Genomic DNA, 21,883 nt, shown 5'->3' with positions numbered 1-21,883 from the left:
TTCCCTATTCGCTTAGGCTTTCAAGCGTAGGTTCGTCCATCTGCTTCTATCATACATTAGGGAGCGGGTTAGCGGCAAAAGAAAAGCCGCCAGGCCATGAACCATGACCGGCGGCTTGCGCTAATACTAGGACAGCGAGCAGCTTATTTCGCTTGCGAGCTTCGATAGTCGGCGAGAAACTTCTCAATGCCGATATCCGTCAGCGGATGCTTCCACAGCGAAGGCAGCAGCGAGCCTGGAATCGTCGCAATATGAGCGCCAAGCGCAGCGGCGCGCTCCAAATGCCCAATGTTGCGAATGCTCGCTACGATGATTTCTGCAGGCAAGCTGTAATTTTTAATAATCGTGTTTAGATCCGAAATCAGGTTCAGGCCATCCACGCCGATATCGTCCAAGCGGCCGACGAACGGGCTAATGTAGGTAGCGCCTGCTTTGGCCGCCATCAAGCCTTGAGCCGCCGAGAAAATGAGCGTCACATTCGTCTTGATGCCTTTGGCCGCCAGCGCATTCGTGGCATACAAGCCATCCTCCGTCATGGGCAGCTTAATTACAACGTTAGGCGCCCATTCGGCAATTTGAAAAGCTTCCTCCAGCATTTCATCCGCTTTCGTGCCAATCACTTCGGCGCTGACCGGTCCGCTTACGAGGCTGGCAATTTCCTGAATAACTTCCTGATGATCGCGGCCTTCTTTGGCAATAAGCGAAGGATTCGTCGTGACGCCATCCACCAAGCCCAGCTTCGTAATCCGTTTAATTTCTTCTACATTTGCTGTATCAAGAAAAAACTTCATGCTTCACCCTCCTTATTGCCGATCTCTATTGTTGAAAAAATAACCTGATTTCGCGAGCAGCGCTTTCATCTGAGTCAGAGCCATGTATGATGTTGCTTTCTACGGTTAACGCGTAATCGCCGCGAATCGTTCCGGGCTGGGCTTCCTTCGGATTGGTTTTGCCAATGATGTTTCTTGCATTTTGCACCGCATCCGGTCCTTCCAAAATCATCGCAAACACTTTGCCGGAAGTAATGAAATCTACCAATTCGCCGAAAAATGGCTTTTCGACGTGCTCCACATAATGCTGCTTGGCAAGGGCAACATCTACATTCATCAGCTTGGCCTGCACAATCTCAAACCCTTTTCCCTCAAACTTTGCTACGATATGGCCAATTAGGCCGCGTTTAACCCCATCTGGTTTCACCATTACAAAAGTACGACTCATACGCTAACTTCCTCTCTTCTATTCTAAACTGTTATTATCCATTTCATTTCCTGTCTGATCTAATGCTAGATTACGGACGGCAAGGATCAATTATAGAATAATCTGACTTTTCAAAGATTTCGTCGAAATCCTCAATTCCTTTTTCCAAAATGATCGCTGCTTCTTTTTCGGTAATCGGGACGGCCCATAAGAGTGGAAAAACTTCGCTGCCGACCTGCAGCTCCTCCAAGCTATCGCTTTCACCGCGCAGCTCATCAAGCAACAATGCTTTCGCATGCCAGTTCTCCGGCGCTAGAGCACTTGAGCCCATAACGAGAGGTACGGACAAGTCGGTGGCGCTTTCGATATGATGAGCGATTAAATCGGCAAAATAATTAAAAATCCGTTCGGCCTTCTCTCCGCCCAAATCCGATGGAAGTGCCATCATCCATTCACAGGCTGCGGGCTGCCCGGACTTGTAAACCGTATTGGACAAGCCTATTGTCACAAATCTTGAAACCCCTCCCCTATCAGGAAAAAGGTACATTTCAATATAGACGCCGCTCTCCATCTTGGACATCATTACCCGATATTCGGGCATGCCCCACTGCTCCATATAAGCACTAAGCAAAATGCTTCTGCGAACATCAAAGGCAAACCTATCGTTCTTAGTGAAAAATTCCATTTCCATAAAAGCACCCTATCGCAAAAGTGGTTTGTTCGGTAAGTAATGAAGCGACTTCACGTAACGGATTGTACGTGTTTTGGCTCGCATGACGATGGAATGTGTTTCCGCCCGCTGATCGGGCAAATAACGAACTCCGCCCATAAATTCGCCTGGCGTAACGCCAGTAGCAGCGAAAATCACATCATCCGTGCCGACCATATCGTTGATATACAAAATTTTGCGAGGATCAGACAGCCCCATAGAAATGCAGCGCTCATACTGCTCTTCATTTTCCGGCATGAGACGGCCTTGAATTTCTCCGCCCAGACATTTGAGTGCGGCAGCTGCCAGCACACCTTCAGGCGCGCCGCCAGAGCCTACATACAAATCAATACCCGCTTCAGGAAAGGACGGTGCCATCGCGCCTGCTACGTCTCCATCTGACAGAAACTTGATTCGCACGCCTGCTTTGCGCAGCTCTTGAATGGTATCTGCATGACGCTCTCTGTCGAGAATCATGACGGTGAGGTCAGATACTGGCTTATCAAGGGCGAGGGCCGCTTTTTCAAGCGTTGTCACTATGGGATCGCGCAGCGACAGCTTCCCGGCAAGTGCAGGACCAACTGCTAGCTTCTCCATATACATGTCAGGCGCATGCAGCAACTGGCCCTTCGGCGCTACAGCAAGGACAGCCATCGCGTTATTCAATCCTTTGGCAACGATTTCAGTTCCCTCCAGCGGGTCTACTGCCACGTCAACCTCAGGACCGTTCATGCTGCCGACCTGCTCTCCGATATACAGCATCGGTGCCTCATCCATTTCACCTTCGCCGATTACAACGGTTCCACGGATCGATACGGTGTCGAACATGCTGCGCATCGCTTCCGTTGCCGCGCCGTCTGCGCTATGCTTGTCACCGCGTCCCATCCATGGAGAAGCCGCAAGTGCGGCAAGCTCCGTTACTCGTATAAGCTCCAAAGATAATTCGCGTTCCAGCATCTGTAATCTCCCTCTCCTTCGTATTGCCAACTTTTCGTCATCTATACCTCTTCAATCAGCAACCCTGGATGTGTGGTGGAAAAAGGCTGCGCTGCATGAAAAGAATGGCTTCTGATCGCCATTACCCTTGAATTTTTGTGAATAGCCTACAATGGGTAAAATTTCAAGGGTAAAAACGAACGCTAACGCTTCTCCAGCTCATTCTTTTCATTCCGCTACGCCTTTTTCACCAAGCTTCTAGCTGTTCATCATTTCTATAATAATGCCAGCAGTTTCCTCAATAGCCCGGCTCGTGACATCGATGACAGGACAGCCAAGCTCCTCCATGACGCGTGACGCATGATTAAGCTCCTCCATGATGCGTTCCATGGAAGCGTATTGGGCCGAACCCGGCAAGCCCAGCGTCTTCAGACGCTCGGAGCGAATGTGCAGCAGCTGCTCTGGCTGCATCGTCAAGCCAACAATAAGGCGGCCTGGCAGCGGATACAATTCAGCAGGCGGCTTCACCTCCGGCATCAGCGGCAAATTCGCAGCCTTAATGCCTTTGTGGGACAAGAATACGCTAAGCGGCGTCTTCGACGTCCGCGATGCCCCGATCAGCACCACTTGGGCCTGCATAAATCCTCTTGCATCTTTGCCGTCATCGTATTTGACTGCAAACTCAATCGCTTCCATACGGCGATAATATTCATCATCCATTGAATGGAGCAAGCCTGGCTTGCGCTTCGGAAAGCTGCCAAAGGTATCCACGTAGGCTTGCATCATCGGTCCCATCACATCGACTGCGCGTACACCCCAGCGTAAAGCTTCTTCCTTCATGAGCTCGCGCAGCTCCGGCTGTACGAGGGTATAGCTGATAAAGCCGCCGGTGCGGGCTGCTTCAGCAACAACCTGAATAACCTCATCCTCCGTCTTCATATGGCCATAACGTTTAATTTTGACATGCTCCGAAGAAAACTGCCGCAGTGTAGCTTTCGCCACAGCCTCTGCTGTCTCGCCCACCGCATCGGAGCACACGTATATGATTTCTTCTGTCATAAACCTTGTTCCCCCAGTTCCTCTGCTGCTGCGATGTCCGACATCAGACGAATAATATTGGATTTGGACACCCAACCGGTAACCTCGGGACCTTGACCGGACTCGTCCACCGACGTAATAACCGGCAAACAGTCCACTTGATGTAAAATCATTTTGCGAATCGCATCCGCCACCGAATCATCGCTGGAAAGCGTCACGATATTCGGAAAACGCGTCATAACCATGCTTACAGGGATGGATGCAGCTCCCGCATTGCCTAGCGTAATTTTTAGCAAATCCTTGGGCGTTACGATGCCGACAAATTTTTTCTCTTCATTAACAATCAGCAGCGTATCCGCATTTTCGGTAAACAGAGTAATGACAGCATCATGAACGGAAAGCGTATCCGGTATGTTCACTGGTACTCCTTGTATTTCGGCAACCTTCATATGATCAAAACGCTGCCTCGTTTCCGAATTATCCACGCCGCGGTAGGCATTGCCTAGGAAATAACCGACTTTCGGCTTGGCATCAAGAAGCCCCAGCATCACGAGCAGCGAAAAATCCGAGCGCAGAGTAGGGCGGCTCACGCCTATATAATCTGCAAGTTGCTCTCCGGTAACAGGCGCATGCTTCTTTACCAGCTCAATAAGCTCTAACTGCCTGGATGATAGCTGTATAACGTTTTCTCCCCCTCTCGACCATATCTATCTATAAGATAGGCATCATATTGAATGGTCATTATCCGCAATTAATATAACACATATAAATATGATGCACAATATATAAGACGTCATATTCCTATTAGTGTTTCTGATAGCGGATGAAAGAGAACGATATAATGCTCATAAATCCCCTTTTAGTGAAAAATGACCCCTATATGACGCCCCTTGCCCCTTAGGAGCATGTGAATCCCACATTTATGGGATGGTGCATTCTCCTCCACCCTCTATAATTGAGAATGATTCTTAACAAATCCACACAAACACTTAAGGAGTTGGACAAACGAATGGGTACATTTCGTCACCAGATCAGCAGACTGCTAATGGCAGGCACACTTGCTGTATCCATGATTATTGCCGGCTGTTCCAGCAGCGAGAAGGAGCCCCAGGCTTCAAGCCCTGCTTCGAATGCAACGGCGTCAGCGGAAACATCGACAGAAACCTCTGCACAGCAGCAGGCAACAGCAGCACCAGCACAGGAAGCACAGGCTGTCACCTTTCTAACGCCAAAGGCGCCTTCGCTCATTCCAGCACTTCTTGCAGCGGACAAGCCTGCGGATACGATTGCGCTTAAAATAGAAACATGGGATACGATTGAGCAGCTGCTCGCCCGCGTCCAAAATGGCGATGCCGCTTTTATTGCAGCTCCGCTTAATGTGGGCAGCAATCTTTATGCCAAAGGCTTGCCGGTTCAGCTCATTCAAGTCAATACATGGGGCTCCATGTACCTCATATCGACGGATACGGAAAAACAAACGCTCGCCGATCTCGCAGGCGAAACCGTCTATATTCCCGGCCAAGGCGGCCCTCCCGACACCTTAACAAAATATTTGATTAGCGAAGCAGCCCTTGCTTCGGATATTGAGCTCGCCTATTCGACGATTCCGGATATGATGCAGCAGCTTGCTGCGGGTACGATCAAGCATGCCGTGCTGCCGGAGCCAGTCCTTAGCGGACTGCGCATGAAGCTGGAAGGCAAGCTGTCCGAGGTAGTCGATTATGATGCGGAATGGCACAAAGCATTTGGCGAAAGCTTGCCGCAAACCGGCGTATTCGTGAATAGCGAATGGGCCAAAACCAATAAAGAGGCCATTGCCGCCTTCCAAAGCCAGTATCAAGCAGCGCTCGAGGAAGCCATTCAGCCAGGTGCTAATTTAACTTCGGCTGCCGAAGCCTTCGGCATGCCGGAAGCTGTTTTGACGCAGGCCATGGGCAAAATTTCACTTTCCTTCAAGACAGCTGCGGAATCACGTCAAGAAACGGATCGCTACTTTGATATATTGCTGAAAATGGCGCCAGAGTCGGTCGGGGGCAAGCTGCCGGATGATGGCTTCTACTACGCGCCGTAATGGCTTGCGGCCAATAAGCGCCGCATTGCTCCTGCTGCTCGTTTGGGCGGGGGCGGCGCGTTTGTATCCGCCGGTCATTTTGCCCGGTCCCATCGAAACGCTGCAAGCATTGGCAGCACTCGTTGCCGAAGGAGCGCTGTGGGAGCCGCTCAAGCGTACCATCGCCCGTTTTGCCGCAGGCTTCGCGCTCGCCTTCCTGCTTGGAGCCGGGCTAGGCGTGGCTGCCGGATGGCGGGACAGCGTACAGGCATATATTCGCCCCGCCATTTCACTGCTTCAGGCGGTACCGCCTGTGTCTTGGATGCTGTTAGCCATCATGTGGCTGGGCACGAATGGCGGGGCACAGGTGCTAATCGTCACGATTGCGCTTGTTCCTGTTTTCTTTTTCAATACGGTCGAAGGGGTCAGGCAGGCTCCGCGCGAGCTGCTGGAAATGGCCGCTGTGTACCAAGTAGGCACAGGCAAACGAATTGCTGGCATTTATATGCCCGCATTGAAGCCCTTCTGGTCGGCCGCTGTTATGGTCAACCTCGGTATGGGCTGGAAAACCGTCGTCATGGCGGAGCTTATTAGCGGTCATACAGGGATCGGCGCGTCGATGAATACGGCGCGAATTTATTTGGAAATGCCGGACGTTATGGCATGGACGCTCGTCATTGCCCTGCTCGGCCTTTCAATGGAGCAGATCGCACGAAAGCTGCTCCATCGCAAAGAACCGGCAGCTGCCGATTAATAGGATCTAGAAGGAGAAACGCTGATGCAATTCGACAACATCAAGCTGACCTTTGGCGGCAAAACCGTTTTCCAAGATTTTTCCCTGCCATTGGGCGAGGGAAAAATCACCTGCCTGATGGGCGCCTCCGGCATTGGCAAAACATCGCTACTTCGCTGTGCAGCAGGCTTGGAGAAGCCCGAGCAAGGCCAGGTGATTCGCGATAGCAGCAGTATTAGCAATAGCAGCATTAACAAGCACCGCATTAGCTGCGTGTTCCAGGAGCCGCGTTTGCTGCCCGGCAAAACGGTGCTCGAAAATGTACTTTGGGTGCTAGCTCCAAACAGCGCCAAGCCTGCTAAAAACAGCTGCACGCGCGATAAGGTCATGGAGCTGCTTCGCGAAGCAGGACTTGCGGCTGCCATCCATCACTACCCCCACCAGCTCAGTGGCGGCATGCGGCAGCGTGTTTCGCTCGTGCGGGCATTCGCCGCCAGTCCTGATTTGCTGCTGATGGATGAGCCGTTTCAAAGTCTTGATCCGGCCGCAAGGCTAAACATGCAGCAGCTTCTGCTCAAGCTTTGGGAGAAGGACAAACCCACCGTGCTCCTCGTCACCCATGACTGCGATGAAGCTTTACGGCTTGGTTCGAGAATCGTTCTGCTAGCAGGGTCCCCCGCCTCAATAGCCTTGGACATTCATGAAGCCCAGCATCTGATCCAAGCCAGCAAAAAATACCAAACGAGCATTATGCGCCCTGCGGAGACAAGCCTCGGATCAGCTTTCAACGAAGCAGATCAAAAGCTCCTGAAGCAGCTCATTGGCGCGGAAGCCTAAATTTAAGCCTAAACCTAAGAAGCCAGCAGGCCTCGGGAAGCTTTTCCCGGCTCTGCTGGCTTCTTTTTCTTCAATAATAAGCGATCTATATTATTCCTCTGTCATCTCCAGAAACAGCTTTACATCGGCCGTCGTCAACGCGACCGCCTCCCGCCAGAAATCGGGCTCCTCCAAATTGACGCCCAAATGCTTTTGGGCCAAATCCTCAACCGTCATGCGGCCGGTATCTTGCAGCAGCGCCACATAGCGGTCGGCAAAAGCTGCCCCTTCCTTCACGGCCCGTGCGTAAATGCCCGCGCTGAACAAGTAGCCGAACGTATACGGGAAGTTGTAGAAAGGCACATCTGTGAAGTAGAAATGCAGCTTCGAGGCCCAGAACAGCGGATGCACCTGTCCGAATGCGCCGCAGAACGCTTCACGCTGTGCTTCCTCCATCAGCTTGTTGAGCTCCTCTACGGTCAGCATGCCTTCGGCACGACGCTCATAGAAACGCGTCTCGAACAAAAACCGCGCATGGATATCCATGAAAAAGGATACCGCGCTGCTCAATTTTTCTTCCAGCAGAGCGATTTTCTCATCTTTGTCCGTTGCTGCCTTAAGCGCAGAATCCGATACGATCAGCTCTGCGAACGTCGAGGCTGTTTCGGCCACATTCATCGCATATTCCTGCGAATAGGCTGGCAAATCATTCATCACATGCTGATGGTAAGCATGTCCCAGCTCATGCGCAAGTGTCGACACATTCGATGCGGTACCCGAATACGTCATAAAAATTCTTGTCTCTTTGCTTTTCGGCAATGAAGTACAGAAGCCGCCAGGACGCTTGCCCGGACGATCCTCGACCTCGATCCATTGGTCTACAAATGCTTTTTCTGAAAAAGCGGCCAGCTCCGGGCTGAACTTCGCAAACTGCTCTAAAATTTGCGCCGCGCCCTCGTCATAGCTGACGACCTTCTCTGCCGTACCGATGGACGCGTACATATCGTGCCAATCCATTTGCTCGACACCAAGCAGCTTCGCTTTGCGCTGCATATATTTAACCAGTTCCGGCTTGCCCTCGTTGATTGCCGACCACATAGCCCCGATCGTCTTCTCGCTCATCCGGTTCATTTGCAGCGGCTCCTTGAGCGCTGAGTGCCAGCCCCGCTTGCCATACAATTTCAGGCGGAAGCCGGAAATCCGGTTCAAGGCGTCTGCACACAGATCAGCCTGCTCGCCCCATTCCCGTTCCCACTCGGCAAAAGCCGCCTGCCGAACCGAACGGTCACTCGCTGACAGCTTATTGAACATCTGTCCTGCCGACAGCTCGCGCTTCTCGCCATCCGCGCCGATATCATTGAATTTCGCCCGCGATACGACGAGATTGTACAAATCTCCCCAGCCATGATAGCCGTCTACCGCCATATCTTCGATTAAAGACTCCAGCTCTGGAGACAGCTTCTCCTTCGCTTGCTCGCGGCGCTCCGTCAAGCTGAATGCAATCTCAGCCGCTGGTCCCTCGCTGACCCACGCTGTCCAGCTTGCATCATCAACGCTGCGCAGCACATTATCATAGCGCGTCAATGCGCCTTGGAAGGCCGCATTCAGCGTCTTGATGCGATCATTCAAGGCAGTTGCAGCTTTATCCTTCATATTTTGCGCGGTCAAACAAGCGACGAATGAATCCGACTGGCGCATCCGCAGCAAAACCGACTGCACAAGCTCCGTTATCTTGTTTAAATAAGCGGCTCCCTCCTGCGGTGCTGCAAGCAGCCCTTCAAGCTCCGACAGTTCCTGCTGCACCGCAGCCAGCTCCGCTGCAAAAGCCTCCGAGCCCGCTCCTCCTGCATAAATCGAGTCCAAATTCCATGTTAATGAATAATGACCAACTGACATTCGTCTATCTCCTCTCCTTGCCCAATCTTCCTTAACGGCTAAATCAACCAAGCGTAAACGGCTGAAGCGGTCCTTCGGCGGCAAAGCTGTCGTTCCGCAATGAAATATAAGCCTATTAGTGAAACTTATAAATGCTTATAGTTCATTAAAAACCGCCCGTAAGATTCGCTTTTCATTTGCGCATTCTTCGGAGGCGGTGTATAACTTAATTATATACAGATTGGAGGATTTCTACCATGTCCCAGCCTTTACAAATTTCAGCGGATACCGCAATCAAGCTGTCCAAGCAGCTCGGCATCCCGATTGAGCACTTAATGCATATGCCAAAACATATTTTGCTGCAAAAGCTCGGCGAGCTCGCCAAAGCCGAAGCTGAAGCCAACACAGCCGCTGCGACCCCGTCAAAAGATGAAGCTTCAGGAGACAAGCCTGTATGATTCCGTTTGAGAACACCTGGCCCTACGACATCATGATGAATGACATCTATGTACATGATTGCCCGTTTTGCCAGGCCAGCAATGTGCTAATCCCGATTCGTCCCAAGGAAATCCCGCTCATCCAGCAAGGCAAAAAAAAGCTGCTGGTTTTTCCCTGCTGCCACAACCGAGTAACGATCATTGATGTAGATGGCGACTATTTGCTGGCAACCGAGCGCTTGCGCAAGCTGGGCGGCTAACTTAGCGCGGACAGACCTACCAAGCCTTTATTGAAAAAGAGAGCGCCTGCCGCTTGTCCAAAGCATCTTGCTCCCGTTCAACTAAAGGAAGCCTCGGATTAATAGCCGCTTGCCTCATAGCAAAAAAAAAGAAGCTTCCACAACCGCTGCTTACAGCGGAAATGCGGAAGCTTCTTTATTCGTTCCAGACTGCTTCGTGCTTGCTTGAAGCGTATTAGGCAGATGTCAGCTCGCCATGCGGCTCTTGCTCCAGCATTCTGCTCGCTTCCTGTTCCTCGCGAATGAGCTGCCATTGCTCGCGGCTTGCCCGAATCATCGCGGCATCCATAATGCGCTTGTCATTGACGATGCGCGAGAACCAGCGTACAGCCTCTGCGCGTTCGCCGATGCGCCTGTTCAGCTCGCCAATCAAATACATCAGCTTAGCGCCATTGAGCTCCGCGCCTTCCCCTTCAAAAACTTTCACATACGCTTGCAGCGCAAATCTCAGAAAACGCTGCTCCTCGGCATGGTTGCCCTCATAGCGGTACAACCATGCAATGTGATGCAAAATGCCAGCGATCACACGCGGGGATTCGCCCACCGATTGGGCCGACAACAGCGCCAGCTTGTACGTCGCCATAGCCTGCTGCAGCGAGCGCTCACCGCTGAACTCACGAGTAACCCAGCGCGAGCCGACATTTTCATAATAGCTCAGCTTCTGTTTATCGCTCAGCCGTTCTGTGCCATTCTCTGTCGATGCATAGCCGCAAGTCGGGCATACGCGAACGACATAATAATCGGGATTTATATCCGCTTTATAATAACCGCAGAAGTCTGTGTCTGACTTCACCGCTTTCTTAAAACTAGGACGCACGCGCGAGGTTATAAAACTTGTCTCACAGCAAATGCATTGTACTTTCGTTTCATATAGCGGTTCCATACAGACCACATCTCCTATTCTGGTGTGTTTACAAAATGATGGGCAGGTCCTGATAGTCTTTCGATAACAAATTGTCTTAGCTCGTCTTCAATGCCTACTTCCTGAAGCGCTCTGTTCATGCAATCTAGCCAAGCTTCAGCACGCGCAGGCGTAATTTCGAATGGCATATGCCGTGCACGCATCATCGGATGCCCGAAAGCATCGGAGAATAACGTCGGCCCTCCAAAAAACTGGGTGAGAAACATATGCTGCTTCTCCATCACCGGATTAATATCTTCCGGAAACAATGGACCGAGTAGAGGATGCGCCTGTACCTTTGGGTAGAACGACTCTACAATAAGCCTTAAAGACCTATCTCCACCAAGTGCTTCATAGAGGCTTATATTCCTATTCATCGTCATTTTCAGCTCCAATTTGTAGGTATTTAGTATTATATCACAGAAAAATTTGGCTGTCTCAACCTTTTTTCTTCATATCACCTTGCTTCCAACCTAATAGTCCCGGTTCGTAATGGGCCATAAGACTATTATAATATAAATAAGCTTGCTTTTATTTTGTTATCCCCCTCTAAAAACGGCGAATTCGTGATCAATCACCTGATTCAATCGGCTGTTCGGACAGCCCCCGAAAGTACTCGATAACAACCTCGCGGAATTCCAGCGCAGCCCGGGAAAGGTACCGAGTCCTGTGCCGCAATAAAGCGATCTCCCGTACCAATTCGTGATTTTCTACTTGGACATAGTTGATAGCTTCCCGTGAATTCCTTGCCGTGCTTGGTATGAAGGCGATGCCAATCTCGGCTTCCACCAGTGCGCTTAGCCTTGCAGGTTCATTGCCCTCATACACATAGTGAGGGGCAAATCCAACCGATTCGCATACAGAGTCCACTAAATCGCGGGTCCCATAACCTTTTTTCACACCGACGAACGATTCATTCCTTAGCTCTGTTAAGGATATGCTGCTTCGGTCTGCCAGCCGATGCCCCACTGGAACCGCTACGAGGATGGGGTCCATGAACACGATTTCACATTCAATGTCATCTCCAGCTATAGGAGGGGATGACAAGCAAAAATCAACCTCTCCTCTATGCAGAAGCGTTGCCATTTCCTGCGTAGTCAGCATTTGCACATGGTATTGGAGATTGGGCCGCTTTTTTCGGAACTCGCGAAGGATATGGGGCAGCGTACTTGCGGCGGTCACCGCCAATTTCAAGGCGCCATGCTCCGGGCTCGATAAATCGCTAAGCTCCTGCTTGCCTTGTTCCAATTCAAATAAAGCCCTTTCTGCACGCTGAAGGAATCGGTTTCCGTACGCATTGAGCCGCAGCTTCCTTCCGACTCGATCGAATAAAGGGACTCCTAGATTTTCCTCCAAGCGTTGAATCGTTTTGCTTAATGACGATTGCGTAACGTGCAAGCTTTGGGCTGCTTCAGTCATATGTTCCAATCGAGCCACTGTGATAAAATATTGCAATTGAAGAAGTTCCATTTCCGCCCTCCATTCATTCACTCATTCCTTCAAGTGAATGAAATCATAACATAAAATGCGTTGGAATGAATAAGCAATTTCAAGTACGATGGCAATAATACATGTTGGGGGTGACCAAAAATGAATGTTCGCAACAGATGGTTGTTGATTTCCGTTGGACTGGGCGTACTTTTGAACCCGTTAAATTCCTCAATGATTGCTGTTGCTATTGCAAGGCTGCAGGATGTATACCGCCTTGCATTTACAGATGTTTCATGGATTATTTTTGTATTCTACATTGCGAGTGCTGTCGCTCAGCCTGTGATGGGAAAAGCCAGCGATTTATTCGGTCGCAAAAAAATATTTCTTACGGGGCTTGTTGTAGCCTTCGTTGCTTCTTTATTAGCTCCACTATCGCAAAGCTTTGGGCTGCTCCTTGTGTTTCGCATTGTACAAGCAATTGGAACAAGCATGATGGTTGCGGTTGGCATGGCCATTGTACGGATTCATATTACGGAGAAACCAGCGACTGCGCTGTCCGTTATGTCCATATTCCTTTCAGGAGCGGCGGCCTTTGGCCCCTTTATTGGCGGAGTTTTGATTCACTGGTGGGATTGGCATGCGATTTTCTTCGTCAATATTCCGTTCGTAGTAGCGAGCTTTCTCTTCGCTTGGAGGACGATTCCAAATGACCAGCTGCCAACAACCGTTACACGGGACATGTCCTTCCGTAAATGGTTTGCTTTGATGGATGCGCCGGGGATTGTGCTCTTCACAGCAGGTCTGGTTGCGCTGCTCGTTGGCTTGCTGTCAGCAAAATCAGTAGGGCACGTCTCCGCTTGGAATGTCATTGCCTTGCTGGCTGGACTTGCGCTGCTTGTCGCTTTCGTACGGCACGAGCTAAAGGCAGCATCCCCTTTTATTCCTTTGCGCACATTCGCCAAATATCCTGCGATGACTTGGGTCAATGTCCAATTTATGCTCGTTAACCTGCTTTTTTACTCGATCTTTTTCGGGCTTCCATCCTACTTGCAAATGGTGCGCCATATCAATGAATTCCATACAGGCATCCTCATGCTAAGCTTGGGTTTATGCTCGCTCGTCGTTTCTCCAATAGCAGGACGATGGATCGATAAATCAGGTCCTCGCCCCGCATTGCTAGTATCTGGAATCCTGATGGCACTGGGGTCCATTTGGATCGTGACCTTGAATGCTTCTTCGCCCGTTATTAGTGTGTGTTTCGCTTTAGCCGCATTCGGTGTTAGCAACGGGCTGAATAATGTCGGCATGCAAGCCGCTTTATTCCAAAGCTCTCCTAAAGAAATCATTGGTGTAGCTTCCGGGTTATTTAATACATCAAGATATTTGGGGACCATTCTCTCTTCCTTACTGATAAGCATCGTAATGGGAGGTACGTTCAACGCCGGGGGATTGCGAGTGCTTGGCCTTATCCTTACGGTAATTGCAATATCCTTGGTATTCATGAATCGGCGGCGCTTGGAGTCAGGGCAGTTGGCAAGTCCTTAAAGCAGGCTGCGCATAAAAAAGGCGGTACAGCGCTCGGGTAAGCAGCTGTACCGCCTTTTCTCTTTCCTAACTCGCCTTGCCTTGCACTGTACGACTGCTTCCAATAAGACAGGCTGCCTTACGGCTTGGCAGCGTACCATGCGGAAAATTGCTTCTGGTATTCCGCCATGTATTTGTCAAAGCCTGCGGCTTTCAGCTTCTCCAAGGCTTTCGGGAAATACGTATCGTAGTCCAGGAAGCCGCTGGCAATTGGCGACAACAGCTCCGAGAATACGCCATTGATTTTGGTTTCCTCGTTTTTGACTGGCGTATTATCAAAGTTGAAGCCTGCACCCTTCGAAATAATAGCATCATCGTCCCATGCTTTATACTGGGCAATAAAATCTTCCGGAACCGTATTGTCGAAGCGCATAAAGTTTTTATTCATCAGCAGCCAATCCGGTATAAGCGAATCAGTTGTGGTGCGTGTCAGTCTGCCGTTCTCATCAAGCGTGTAGTCCTTATCCTTGATGCCATACGCGAACAAATCGTACAGCTCCTGATTTTTCTGAAGCAAATTGAAGAACATCACATAACGTTCAGGATCAGCCGCATTAGCCGATACAAACCATGCGGTGCTATACGTGCCACGGCTAATCTTTGGCTGATCCTTGCTCAAGAAATAGTTGGCAAGCTTCGCTGTCGGAACAGCCTGCGTTATCGAAGCCGCGCCTTCAAACGGACGCGCTGCCGTTCCAGCCCAGAACATCGCCTTGCCGGAGTTCCAATCGGATTGCAATTGAGGCAGATTAGTCGCTGCATATTTAGGAATAATGCCCTTCTGGTACCAGCCCTTCATTATCGCGGCATACGCTTTGAACTCCTCGCTCTCAAACCAGCTGATCACTTTGTCATCCTTGGATGATTCATCAATAGCGAGCATATCATTTTGCCAGAACAAATTTTTGTCCGTGTATTCGTACATCAGCAATCTGCGGGCGTCCGTGCTTGCAAAGCCAATCAGCTCAGGATGCTTTGCATGGACTTTGTCATAAAATTGCTCCAGCTCCGCCAATGATGAAAGGCTGGTCATTCCAACCTCCTCCAGCAAATCCTGGCGCGCCAGCACGCTGTAGAACTCCCCCGAGTTTGGCTTATTGCCTACCGGAACCGCATACTGCTTGCCGTCAAGCTGGAAGGCCGTAAAGGAATTGCCATCAATCGATTTCATCAAATCGCCCGCCGCTTGCTCCATAAATGGCGTCAAATCGGTATACAGCCCTTTCGCTACGGACTTGACCATATAATTCGTATCCGTATAGGTTGCAAAATCCTCGCCGGTAGACAGCATCAAATCGGTTTTGCCGCCGCCGTATTCTGTCCATGGCAGAAACTGAAATTCAATGTCGGCGTTGATTTCTTTTTTGATCAGGTCCTTAAATTCTGCTTTGGAAAGCTCCTTCATGCGGTTCGACTCGTCGCCGTAAAGGACGATTTTGAGCTTGGCCGGCTTAAGCCCGCTGCCAGCGCCTTCATTATTTGTGCCAGTAGCAGGCGATGCAGATTCATTCCCGTTATTGCTTCCCGTGCCGCAGGCGGTGACAAGCAGCAGCGCTGCCAAGAGCAGAGCTGACCATACGCGTTTCTTTACCATGTGTGAACCCTCCTGTATTGTTTTTATGTTTGTATATTGTTCAATGGCAACATGGACGCTGATCTAATATAAAGGAATTCGTCCATCATACCATGTACAACCGCAAAAAGCCGTATCAGCCCTTGACGGAACCGACGATGATTCCCCTTACAAAATAACGCTGGAGGAACGGATACAAAATCGCGATCGGCAGCACGGTCAGACAGGTCATCGCCATCTTGGCCGTCTCCAGAGGAGGGGCAACGATAGCGCCGCCAATTTGCGCGCTGTTTCCAGAAGCCAAATATTGAATGTTAGCCATCATGTTGTACATCATATATTGGATCGTATACAGCCTCTCCTCCGAAACAAGCAGCAGCGGCAAGTAGAAATCATTCCAGAACTGCAGCGCATAAAATAGGGAGATCGTCACAAGGCCAACCTGTCCAAGCGGCAGCATAATACGGAAAAAGATATGAATGTGGCCCGCACCGTCGATTTGAGCGGATTCAATAATTTCATGCGGAATGCTTTTGAAATAATTGGCTTGCAAATACATAAGAAACACGTTGAGCAAGTAAGGAACGAACAGGCCAGCAAGCGTATTGTCCAGATGATAATATTTCGTAGCCAAAATATACCAAGGCAGCGTGCCGCCACTGAACAGCATCGTGAAATAAGCCATAAAGGCGAAAAAGTTGCGGTAGCGGAAGCCCTTCACCGATATAACGTAGGCGTAGGCTGTCGTAACGAGCACGGCGGACGCTGTGCCAAGCACCGTAACGACTGCGGACGTCAAATACGCTTGCAAAATTTGCTCCGCCTTCGAGCCAAACATAAAGGCATACGTGTCTAGGCTGAAGCCTCGGGGCAGAAAGGAATAACCCTCTGCCGCAAGCCTTGACTCCGTCGAAAACGAGCCTGAGACGGCTAATACGAATGGAACCAGGCAAATAAGGGCGAATAGGCTGATGCAGGCATAAAAGAATATAATAAGCGTTTTGTTTTCTTGATTAGCCATATCACATGTCTCCTAAAATAGTTTGCTTTCCTTGTCATACCATCCAGCCAGCTTGTTTGCGATCAGCACGAGCAGAAACCCGAAGACGGACTGATAAAGCGTAATAGCTGAAGCGAAGCCGAATTCGCCGGAGCGGATGGCTGTACGGTATACATACACGTCGATAATGTCGGTAGTCGGAAGCAGCAGCGGGTTCAGGAAGGTGACGCCCATAATCATGCTGAGATCGCCCTTGAGCATCCCCCCGATTCCAAGCAAAGTAAGCAGTATGATCGACGGAATCAGCAGAGGCAGCGTAATGCGCGTAATCAGCTGTATGCGCGAGGCGCCATCTATTCGCGCGGCCTCATAATAAGAAGGATCGATGCCTTGCAGCACCGCATAATAAATGATGGCGCCATAGCCCGCGCTTTTCCAAATATTTGCAAGTACGAGCACAACTACGAACAGCCACGGATTGGAGTACCAGTCAACAGGCTGCATACCCACTCCCTCGAGCAGGCGGTTCATGACCCCCTTGTCAAAGTCGAGGAAGGAAAACAATATCGCCCCAATGACGATCCAGGAAATAAAATAAGGAAAAAACATGACGCTTTGCGTAATTTTGATAAAAAGCTTGCCTCTGAGCTCATTCAGCACGATCGCGATGGCTACTGAGAAGAACGTGCCTGTAAGCATGTACAATACGTTCAGCATGACGGTATTGCGCGTGGCGCGGATCGCATTGTCCATGCTTGAGAAGAAAAATTCAAAGTTTGCGAAGCCTGCCCAAGGACTGCCGAATATGCCGCCATTGAAATTGTAGTTTTTGAATACGAGTATGAGCCCGCTCATGGGCAGATAGGCGAATAGTACAAGTACAATAACGCCAGGCAGCGCAAGCAAAAACAGCGAACTGTCATTGCGCAGCGACTTGAACCGTCGCCTTCCGCCTACTGCTTTGCTAAGCTGAATAGCTTCGTCTGACATGATGTTTCACTCCCTCTGGTTTTAGTTTCGGTCTGTGGGTCCACTATAGCCCCGCTCAAAATGAAAGCGCAATCACAAATAAATGAAAACGCTTAAACAGCGCGAAATAAGCAGGCTTAAAAAAAGTGAAATCCCTTAAAAAATAAAAAAAAGCCGCTAGAAACGCGGCTTTCCAAGGCGGACAGCAAGACTGAAATAGAAAAAGCGGCCCTTCCTCGATTGAGGAAGGACCGCTTAATATGCCCTTTTTTCCGTTTGCTCGCCCTGCCTTAATCGTCAATTTTCCTTCTGCAAAATATAATTCAGGCGCCATTTGGATGGCGTTACGCCATAGCGTTTTTTGAATAGCGTTGTAAAATAGGTGCTGCTGTTATAGCCTGATTTTTCAGCAATTTCACGGATGTCGAGTTCAAGCTCGGCAATGAGGATGCTGCGGGCATGCTCCAATCTAACCAGATTGACAAAATCGGGAAAGCTGCTGCCCGTCGCTTCTGTAATCAGGCGGCTTAAGTAAGGCGGACTAATCGTCAGCTTCTCTGCAAGACCGTTCAAGGAAAGCGTCTGGTCACCGAAATGGCTGCGAATATAAGCAATGGCTTCGCTAGCCAAATTGCGGGTTTGTACCGTATTTACTTCATTCAGCTTCTCATATGCCTCAAAGCATAACTGCTCCAGCCATGCTCGCAGCTCCGTATAGCTTCGCATACGCCAGATGCGCTGATAATGATCCAGGAAATCCGTATGCCGCGGCATGCTTTCGGCAAGGCCGGTTTCCGCTATTTTCTGAAGGTCTGAAGCCAGTCTGGACAACGCAACCGTCGCCTGCTCTACTTTGTAGCTGCATGCGACTGCAAGCAAACGCTCGACCGCTTTTGGCAGCAGCTCGCGCTCTTGGCTTCTGACCGCTTGAAGCACAAATTCAAGCGTGCTGTCAGGAACGGAGCTGCTGTTCAAATGAATGATGTCATCTGCGAAGCTGAGAGACAAATGCTCATGCAGCTTTATATATTGAAGGCTGTTGCTGGCTTCGTCGTACATTTGCTTCAGCTGCAAGGAATCGGCAGATAGACGGCTTATGCCAATGGAGCATGCAACCCCATCCCACTGCCTTATGGAGCCGCATAGCTGTTCCCATCGTTCGCGAAACGTCACATAATCTCCAAAGCTGCCGTTCTCCGTCTCGCTGACAATGAGAACGGCGGCTTCATGATGCGGGAAGAAGCCGCGGCAGGTGCCCGTCCCAGCAAACAGCTGCTCAGCCAGCTCTGGCAAGCCGCGGATATGTTCTCTCCACTTAGTCGCAGGCAGGCTGCCATCTCCGCTGGACAAACCGATATGCAGCACAGCCACGCAAAATGTCCCATTGTCGCCTGTCTGATTAATCGGCGGCAGTGCAGAAGGCACATGCTCGTCAGCACGGTAAGGCGACGTTAGCCAGCGCAGCAGCGCGCTGTCTTCATTTTCCTGCTTGAGCGCCTTGACCCGATGCCCAATTTTCTCAAGCTCCCGGTTCGCTTCATCAAAACCGCCACCATGCGGGAACGCAAGCCGATCGTCGGACAAATTGCGTATCGTCCCAAACAATGTACCGATTGGCTTATACATGCGATAGGACACAAAGGCAGCAATAGCTGAAGCAGCAGCTATCAGCACAAGGCAAAGCCCGACCATTAGATTGCGGGCGCTTGCGATGTCGCGGACGCTATTTTTATAAGAGGTTTCCGAAATAAACCACAGCCCTCCATTTTGCGACTGATGATACGTAATCAGTTTTTTGTCCCCGCCGTCTGTTTTCCATACAAGCGTGCCCTCCTTGCTTTGTACAGACACAATTTGCTGCAGCAGCCTGCTATCGAACGCTTCCTCCGAAGAGTTGCTCTGCATGAGCACGATGCGGTCTGCATTTAGAACCGCATAGCGTGTATCTCCTTCATTGCTCGTATTAAATAAGTTTTCCTGCAGCTTCCTCAGGTTGATCGTCATCGCGATGGCACCATTGTATTCGCTGCTGCTGAAAGCCCGATCATTATAAAAAATGGTCATCATCGTTTCGTTTTGCCCATTATTCAGCGTCGCATTCCACACAAACGGGGATTGCCTAATTTCGCTGTCCCGAACACGCTCGAACAGCTCCTGCTTTGCCGCCTTGCCAAGCGGATTGTTCTCGAACATCATGACGGGAGCGCCCGGCCCCAAAATATAAGCGTTTTCAATAAAATTGTTGATCGTCAGCGTGCCGCGAATTTGGCTAAGCGCACTATACAGCTGTTCGCTCCAACTGTTGTCTCCGCTCTGCATAACGGTATAGATGTTCGGATTATGGTAAAAGTCCATCGTGTAATTTTGCACCATGTCCATATATTTCATAAATACCGTCTCTGTATTGAGGAGGACGGTCTCGTTCGCTTTATTGACATTGTCTATCGTTTTTTCCCGGAACCAGAAAAACAGCACCGTGGACAGAACGAGCACCGAGCAAATCGAAATCAGCGCTAAGCTCATAAAAAAACGGACTTGCAGTTGCTTCTCTCCAGCCATCGCTATCGCCCCTTTATAGTTTCCACTATACACATTTCTTCGAGGAAAGTTAACTGCCTTATCAGCTGAAACTAGCACAAATATGACAAGAATATATAAAAAACACGAAATTGGGCATGAAAGTTTCAAGATTATGATGTTTTTTTGATCTATACTTGTATGGGCTTACATTTTATTTACTGCTAGGAGGCAAACAGCATGCGCACATTCCAAAACCCTGTTCTACCCGGCTTTTATCCCGATCCGTCAGCGATACGCGTCGGAGAAGACTATTATTTGGTTACATCAAGCTTTGAGTTTTTCCCCGGAGTTCCGATTTTTCACAGCAAGGATCTGGTCAATTGGCGGCAAATTGGACATGTGCTTGATCGTCCTTCCCAGCTCAATTTGGATGCAATTGCTCCATCAAGGGGCATTTGGGCGCCAACGCTGCGCTATCATAACGGGACCTATTATATGATTACGACCTTTGTAGACAACGACAAGGAATGCCATAACTTCTATGTCACCGCAACCGATCCCGCCGGAAGCTGGTCGGACCCCGTATGGCTGGAGGATGCGCCGGGGATAGACCCTTCCTTGTTTTTTGATGAAGACGGCAAGGTTTATTATACCGGAAACCGCTTCCCCCCAGAAGGCCAGCTTTATCCAAAGCATATGGACATTTGGCTGCAAGAGCTGGATTTGGAAAGCGGGAAGCTGGTCGGACCGAAGACGAGCATCTGGCAAGGCGCACTGAAGGTGGCCCACGCCCAAGAAGGCCCTCACTTGTACAAAATCGGCAGCTGGTACTATTTGCTGATCGCTGAGGGAGGAACTGGCCATACCCATGCGATTACGATTGCGCGCAGCGAATCGGCAGCCGGTCCCTATGAGGGGTATAAGGGCAATCCGATTCTCACTCATCGCCATCTGGGCCGCAGCTATCCGATCGTCAACGTCGGCCATGGCGAGCTGATTGAAACGCAGCATGGAGACTGGTGGATGCTTTGTCTCGCTTCCAGGCCTTATGGCGGCTACTTCCGCAATTTGGGGCGTGAAACGTTCCTTGTGCCCGTTGTTTGGGAGCGGGAATGGCCGGTCGTCAATCCCGGCAAAGGAATTTTGGAGTTGGAGGCTTTGGCTCCAAGCTTGCCGGAAACGCCATGGCCGCAGCTGCCGGCGCGCGATGACTTCGACCAGCCGGAGCTCTCGCCGATCTGGAACTTTATTCGCACCCCTCGCGGCGATTTCTGGAGTCTCACAGAAAATCCGGGCTCATTGCGCCTTAAGCTAAAGCCGGACTCCATCGCTGCTGACAGCAACCCGTCCTTCGTCGGACGCAGACAGCAGCATATGAATTTCCGTGCTCAGACCACCATGAACTTTGCGCCAGAGCAAGCTGGCGATGCCGCCGGTATCGTCCTGCTGCAAAATGCCGACTTCCAGTTCCGCGCAGAATACGGCAGCTATGAAGGAAGCTCGGAAATTCGCCTTACCGAGCGGAGACAAGGGGAAGAAACCGTGCTCGCCGCCATTCCTTACAGCGGAAACAATCTGGAATTGAAGGCCGAGGCGCATGGCCAAAGCTATAGCTTCTTCTGGCGTGAAGCCGGGTCGCCAAATTGGCAGCCGCTTGGCGAAGCAGCAGATGGTACCCTACTCAGCACCGATAAGGCCGGAGGTTTTACGGGCGCCTATATGGGGATGTATGCTGCTTCCGCCCGTGCAGATCGCACACATTATGCGGATTTCGACTGGTTCAGCTACGAACCGATTGCAGATTAGGCAGGAGGC

The 21,883-nt window shown here is 50.4% G+C and carries 21 protein-coding genes; 7 read left to right on the top strand and 14 right to left on the bottom strand.

Features of this window, described 5'->3' with window-relative positions; translation table 11 throughout:
• Positions 1-143 precede the first annotated feature (143 nt).
• The 6 genes from fsa to BBD42_RS16820 form a co-directional block, all read right to left on the bottom strand.
• Positions 144-791, bottom strand: coding sequence for a fructose-6-phosphate aldolase (gene fsa, locus BBD42_RS16845; protein ID WP_099519097.1), 648 nt, complete (start codon positions 789-791; stop codon positions 144-146).
• A 25-nt stretch (positions 792-816) separates the two neighbouring features.
• On the bottom strand, positions 817-1,218 hold the full coding sequence (gene ndk / locus BBD42_RS16840; protein ID WP_099519096.1) for a nucleoside-diphosphate kinase: 402 nt from the start codon (positions 1,216-1,218) through the stop codon (positions 817-819).
• 70 nt (positions 1,219-1,288) lie between these two features.
• Positions 1,289-1,888, bottom strand: a complete 600-nt coding sequence (locus BBD42_RS16835; RefSeq protein ID WP_099519095.1) for a suppressor of fused domain protein — start codon at positions 1,886-1,888, stop codon at positions 1,289-1,291.
• Between the two features lie 9 nt (positions 1,889-1,897).
• Positions 1,898-2,860: a class II fructose-bisphosphatase gene (gene glpX / locus BBD42_RS16830; protein WP_099521648.1), complete on the bottom strand. Its 963-nt coding sequence runs from the start codon at positions 2,858-2,860 to the stop codon at positions 1,898-1,900.
• 240 nt (positions 2,861-3,100) lie between these two features.
• Positions 3,101-3,901, bottom strand: a complete 801-nt coding sequence (locus tag BBD42_RS16825) for a pyruvate, water dikinase regulatory protein (protein WP_099519094.1) — start codon at positions 3,899-3,901, stop codon at positions 3,101-3,103.
• Positions 3,898-4,524: a helix-turn-helix transcriptional regulator gene (locus BBD42_RS16820; RefSeq protein ID WP_348272606.1), complete on the bottom strand. Its 627-nt coding sequence runs from the start codon at positions 4,522-4,524 to the stop codon at positions 3,898-3,900. Before BBD42_RS16820 ends, BBD42_RS16825 begins: the two co-directional genes overlap by 4 nt.
• A 365-nt stretch (positions 4,525-4,889) precedes the next feature.
• On the opposite strand from BBD42_RS16820, the gene BBD42_RS16815 reads away from it, so the two are divergent.
• Genes BBD42_RS16815 through BBD42_RS16805 form a run of 3 tightly spaced genes read left to right on the top strand, consistent with a single transcriptional unit; the run spans position 4,890 to position 7,500 of the window.
• Entirely contained in the window at positions 4,890-5,951 is a 1,062-nt protein-coding gene (locus tag BBD42_RS16815) for an ABC transporter substrate-binding protein (protein WP_099519093.1), read from the top strand.
• The gene (locus BBD42_RS16810) at positions 5,926-6,684 is read left to right on the top strand and encodes an ABC transporter permease (protein ID WP_099519092.1); all 759 of its coding nucleotides are present in this window, start codon (positions 5,926-5,928) and stop codon (positions 6,682-6,684) included. The genes BBD42_RS16815 and BBD42_RS16810 overlap by 26 nt, the downstream gene beginning before the upstream one ends.
• 24 nt (positions 6,685-6,708) lie before the next feature.
• Positions 6,709-7,500: an ABC transporter ATP-binding protein gene (locus tag BBD42_RS16805; protein WP_099519091.1), complete on the top strand. Its 792-nt coding sequence runs from the start codon at positions 6,709-6,711 to the stop codon at positions 7,498-7,500.
• Positions 7,501-7,590: 90 nt separating this feature from the next.
• Here BBD42_RS16805 and BBD42_RS16800 read toward each other — a convergent pair whose 3' ends face one another.
• On the bottom strand, positions 7,591-9,375 hold the full coding sequence (locus BBD42_RS16800) for a M3 family oligoendopeptidase (protein ID WP_099519090.1): 1,785 nt from the start codon (positions 9,373-9,375) through the stop codon (positions 7,591-7,593).
• Between the two features lie 236 nt (positions 9,376-9,611).
• Here BBD42_RS16800 and BBD42_RS16795 point away from each other — a divergent pair, with 236 nt between their 5' ends.
• The gene (locus tag BBD42_RS16795; protein WP_099519089.1) at positions 9,612-9,812 is read left to right on the top strand and encodes a YycC family protein; all 201 of its coding nucleotides are present in this window, start codon (positions 9,612-9,614) and stop codon (positions 9,810-9,812) included.
• Positions 9,809-10,051, top strand: coding sequence for a hypothetical protein (locus BBD42_RS16790; protein ID WP_099519088.1), 243 nt, complete (start codon positions 9,809-9,811; stop codon positions 10,049-10,051). The genes BBD42_RS16795 and BBD42_RS16790 overlap by 4 nt, the downstream gene beginning before the upstream one ends.
• Positions 10,052-10,265: 214 nt before the next feature.
• Here the strand turns inward: BBD42_RS16790 and BBD42_RS16785 are convergent, their stop codons facing one another.
• The 3 genes from BBD42_RS16785 to BBD42_RS16775 all read right to left on the bottom strand — a co-directional run bounded on the left by BBD42_RS16785 (position 10,266) and on the right by BBD42_RS16775 (position 12,461).
• The gene (locus BBD42_RS16785; protein ID WP_099519087.1) at positions 10,266-10,973 is read right to left on the bottom strand and encodes a DUF2225 domain-containing protein; all 708 of its coding nucleotides are present in this window, start codon (positions 10,971-10,973) and stop codon (positions 10,266-10,268) included.
• Positions 10,974-10,987: 14 nt separating this feature from the next.
• A complete protein-coding gene (locus BBD42_RS16780) occupies positions 10,988-11,368 on the bottom strand; it encodes a globin domain-containing protein (protein WP_172455524.1) in 381 nt (126 codons plus the stop codon).
• 193 nt (positions 11,369-11,561) lie between these two features.
• Positions 11,562-12,461, bottom strand: coding sequence for a LysR family transcriptional regulator (locus BBD42_RS16775; protein ID WP_099519085.1), 900 nt, complete (start codon positions 12,459-12,461; stop codon positions 11,562-11,564).
• Positions 12,462-12,581: 120 nt separating this feature from the next.
• Between BBD42_RS16775 and BBD42_RS16770 the strand changes: the two genes are divergently transcribed.
• Complete coding sequence (locus BBD42_RS16770; protein ID WP_099519084.1) at positions 12,582-13,967, top strand: MFS transporter; 1,386 nt, start codon at positions 12,582-12,584, stop codon at positions 13,965-13,967.
• Positions 13,968-14,085: 118 nt separating this feature from the next.
• Here the strand turns inward: BBD42_RS16770 and BBD42_RS16765 are convergent, their stop codons facing one another.
• The 4 genes from BBD42_RS16765 to BBD42_RS16745 form a co-directional block, all read right to left on the bottom strand.
• Positions 14,086-15,600 carry a DUF3502 domain-containing protein gene (locus BBD42_RS16765; protein ID WP_099519083.1) on the bottom strand — a complete coding sequence of 505 codons (1,515 nt, stop codon included), beginning with the start codon at positions 15,598-15,600 and terminating at the stop codon, positions 14,086-14,088.
• 115 nt (positions 15,601-15,715) lie between these two features.
• Positions 15,716-16,600 (bottom strand): carbohydrate ABC transporter permease, encoded by an 885-nt coding sequence (locus BBD42_RS16760; protein ID WP_099519082.1) that lies wholly within the window; start codon positions 16,598-16,600, stop codon positions 15,716-15,718.
• 12 nt (positions 16,601-16,612) lie between these two features.
• Positions 16,613-17,569, bottom strand: coding sequence for an ABC transporter permease (locus BBD42_RS16755; RefSeq protein WP_099519081.1), 957 nt, complete (start codon positions 17,567-17,569; stop codon positions 16,613-16,615).
• 276 nt (positions 17,570-17,845) lie between these two features.
• On the bottom strand, positions 17,846-20,107 hold the full coding sequence (locus tag BBD42_RS16745) for an AraC family transcriptional regulator (RefSeq protein ID WP_099519079.1): 2,262 nt from the start codon (positions 20,105-20,107) through the stop codon (positions 17,846-17,848).
• A 198-nt stretch (positions 20,108-20,305) separates the two neighbouring features.
• On the opposite strand from BBD42_RS16745, the gene BBD42_RS16740 reads away from it, so the two are divergent.
• Positions 20,306-21,874, top strand: a complete 1,569-nt coding sequence (locus BBD42_RS16740) for a glycoside hydrolase family 43 protein (RefSeq protein WP_099519078.1) — start codon at positions 20,306-20,308, stop codon at positions 21,872-21,874.
• Positions 21,875-21,883: the final 9 nt, after the last annotated feature.

Origin of the sequence: Paenibacillus sp. BIHB 4019, from assembly GCF_002741035.1 — a bacterium.
Lineage (GTDB): Bacteria > Bacillota > Bacilli > Paenibacillales > Paenibacillaceae > Pristimantibacillus.
This window is presented reverse-complemented; position numbering and strand designations above follow the sequence as displayed.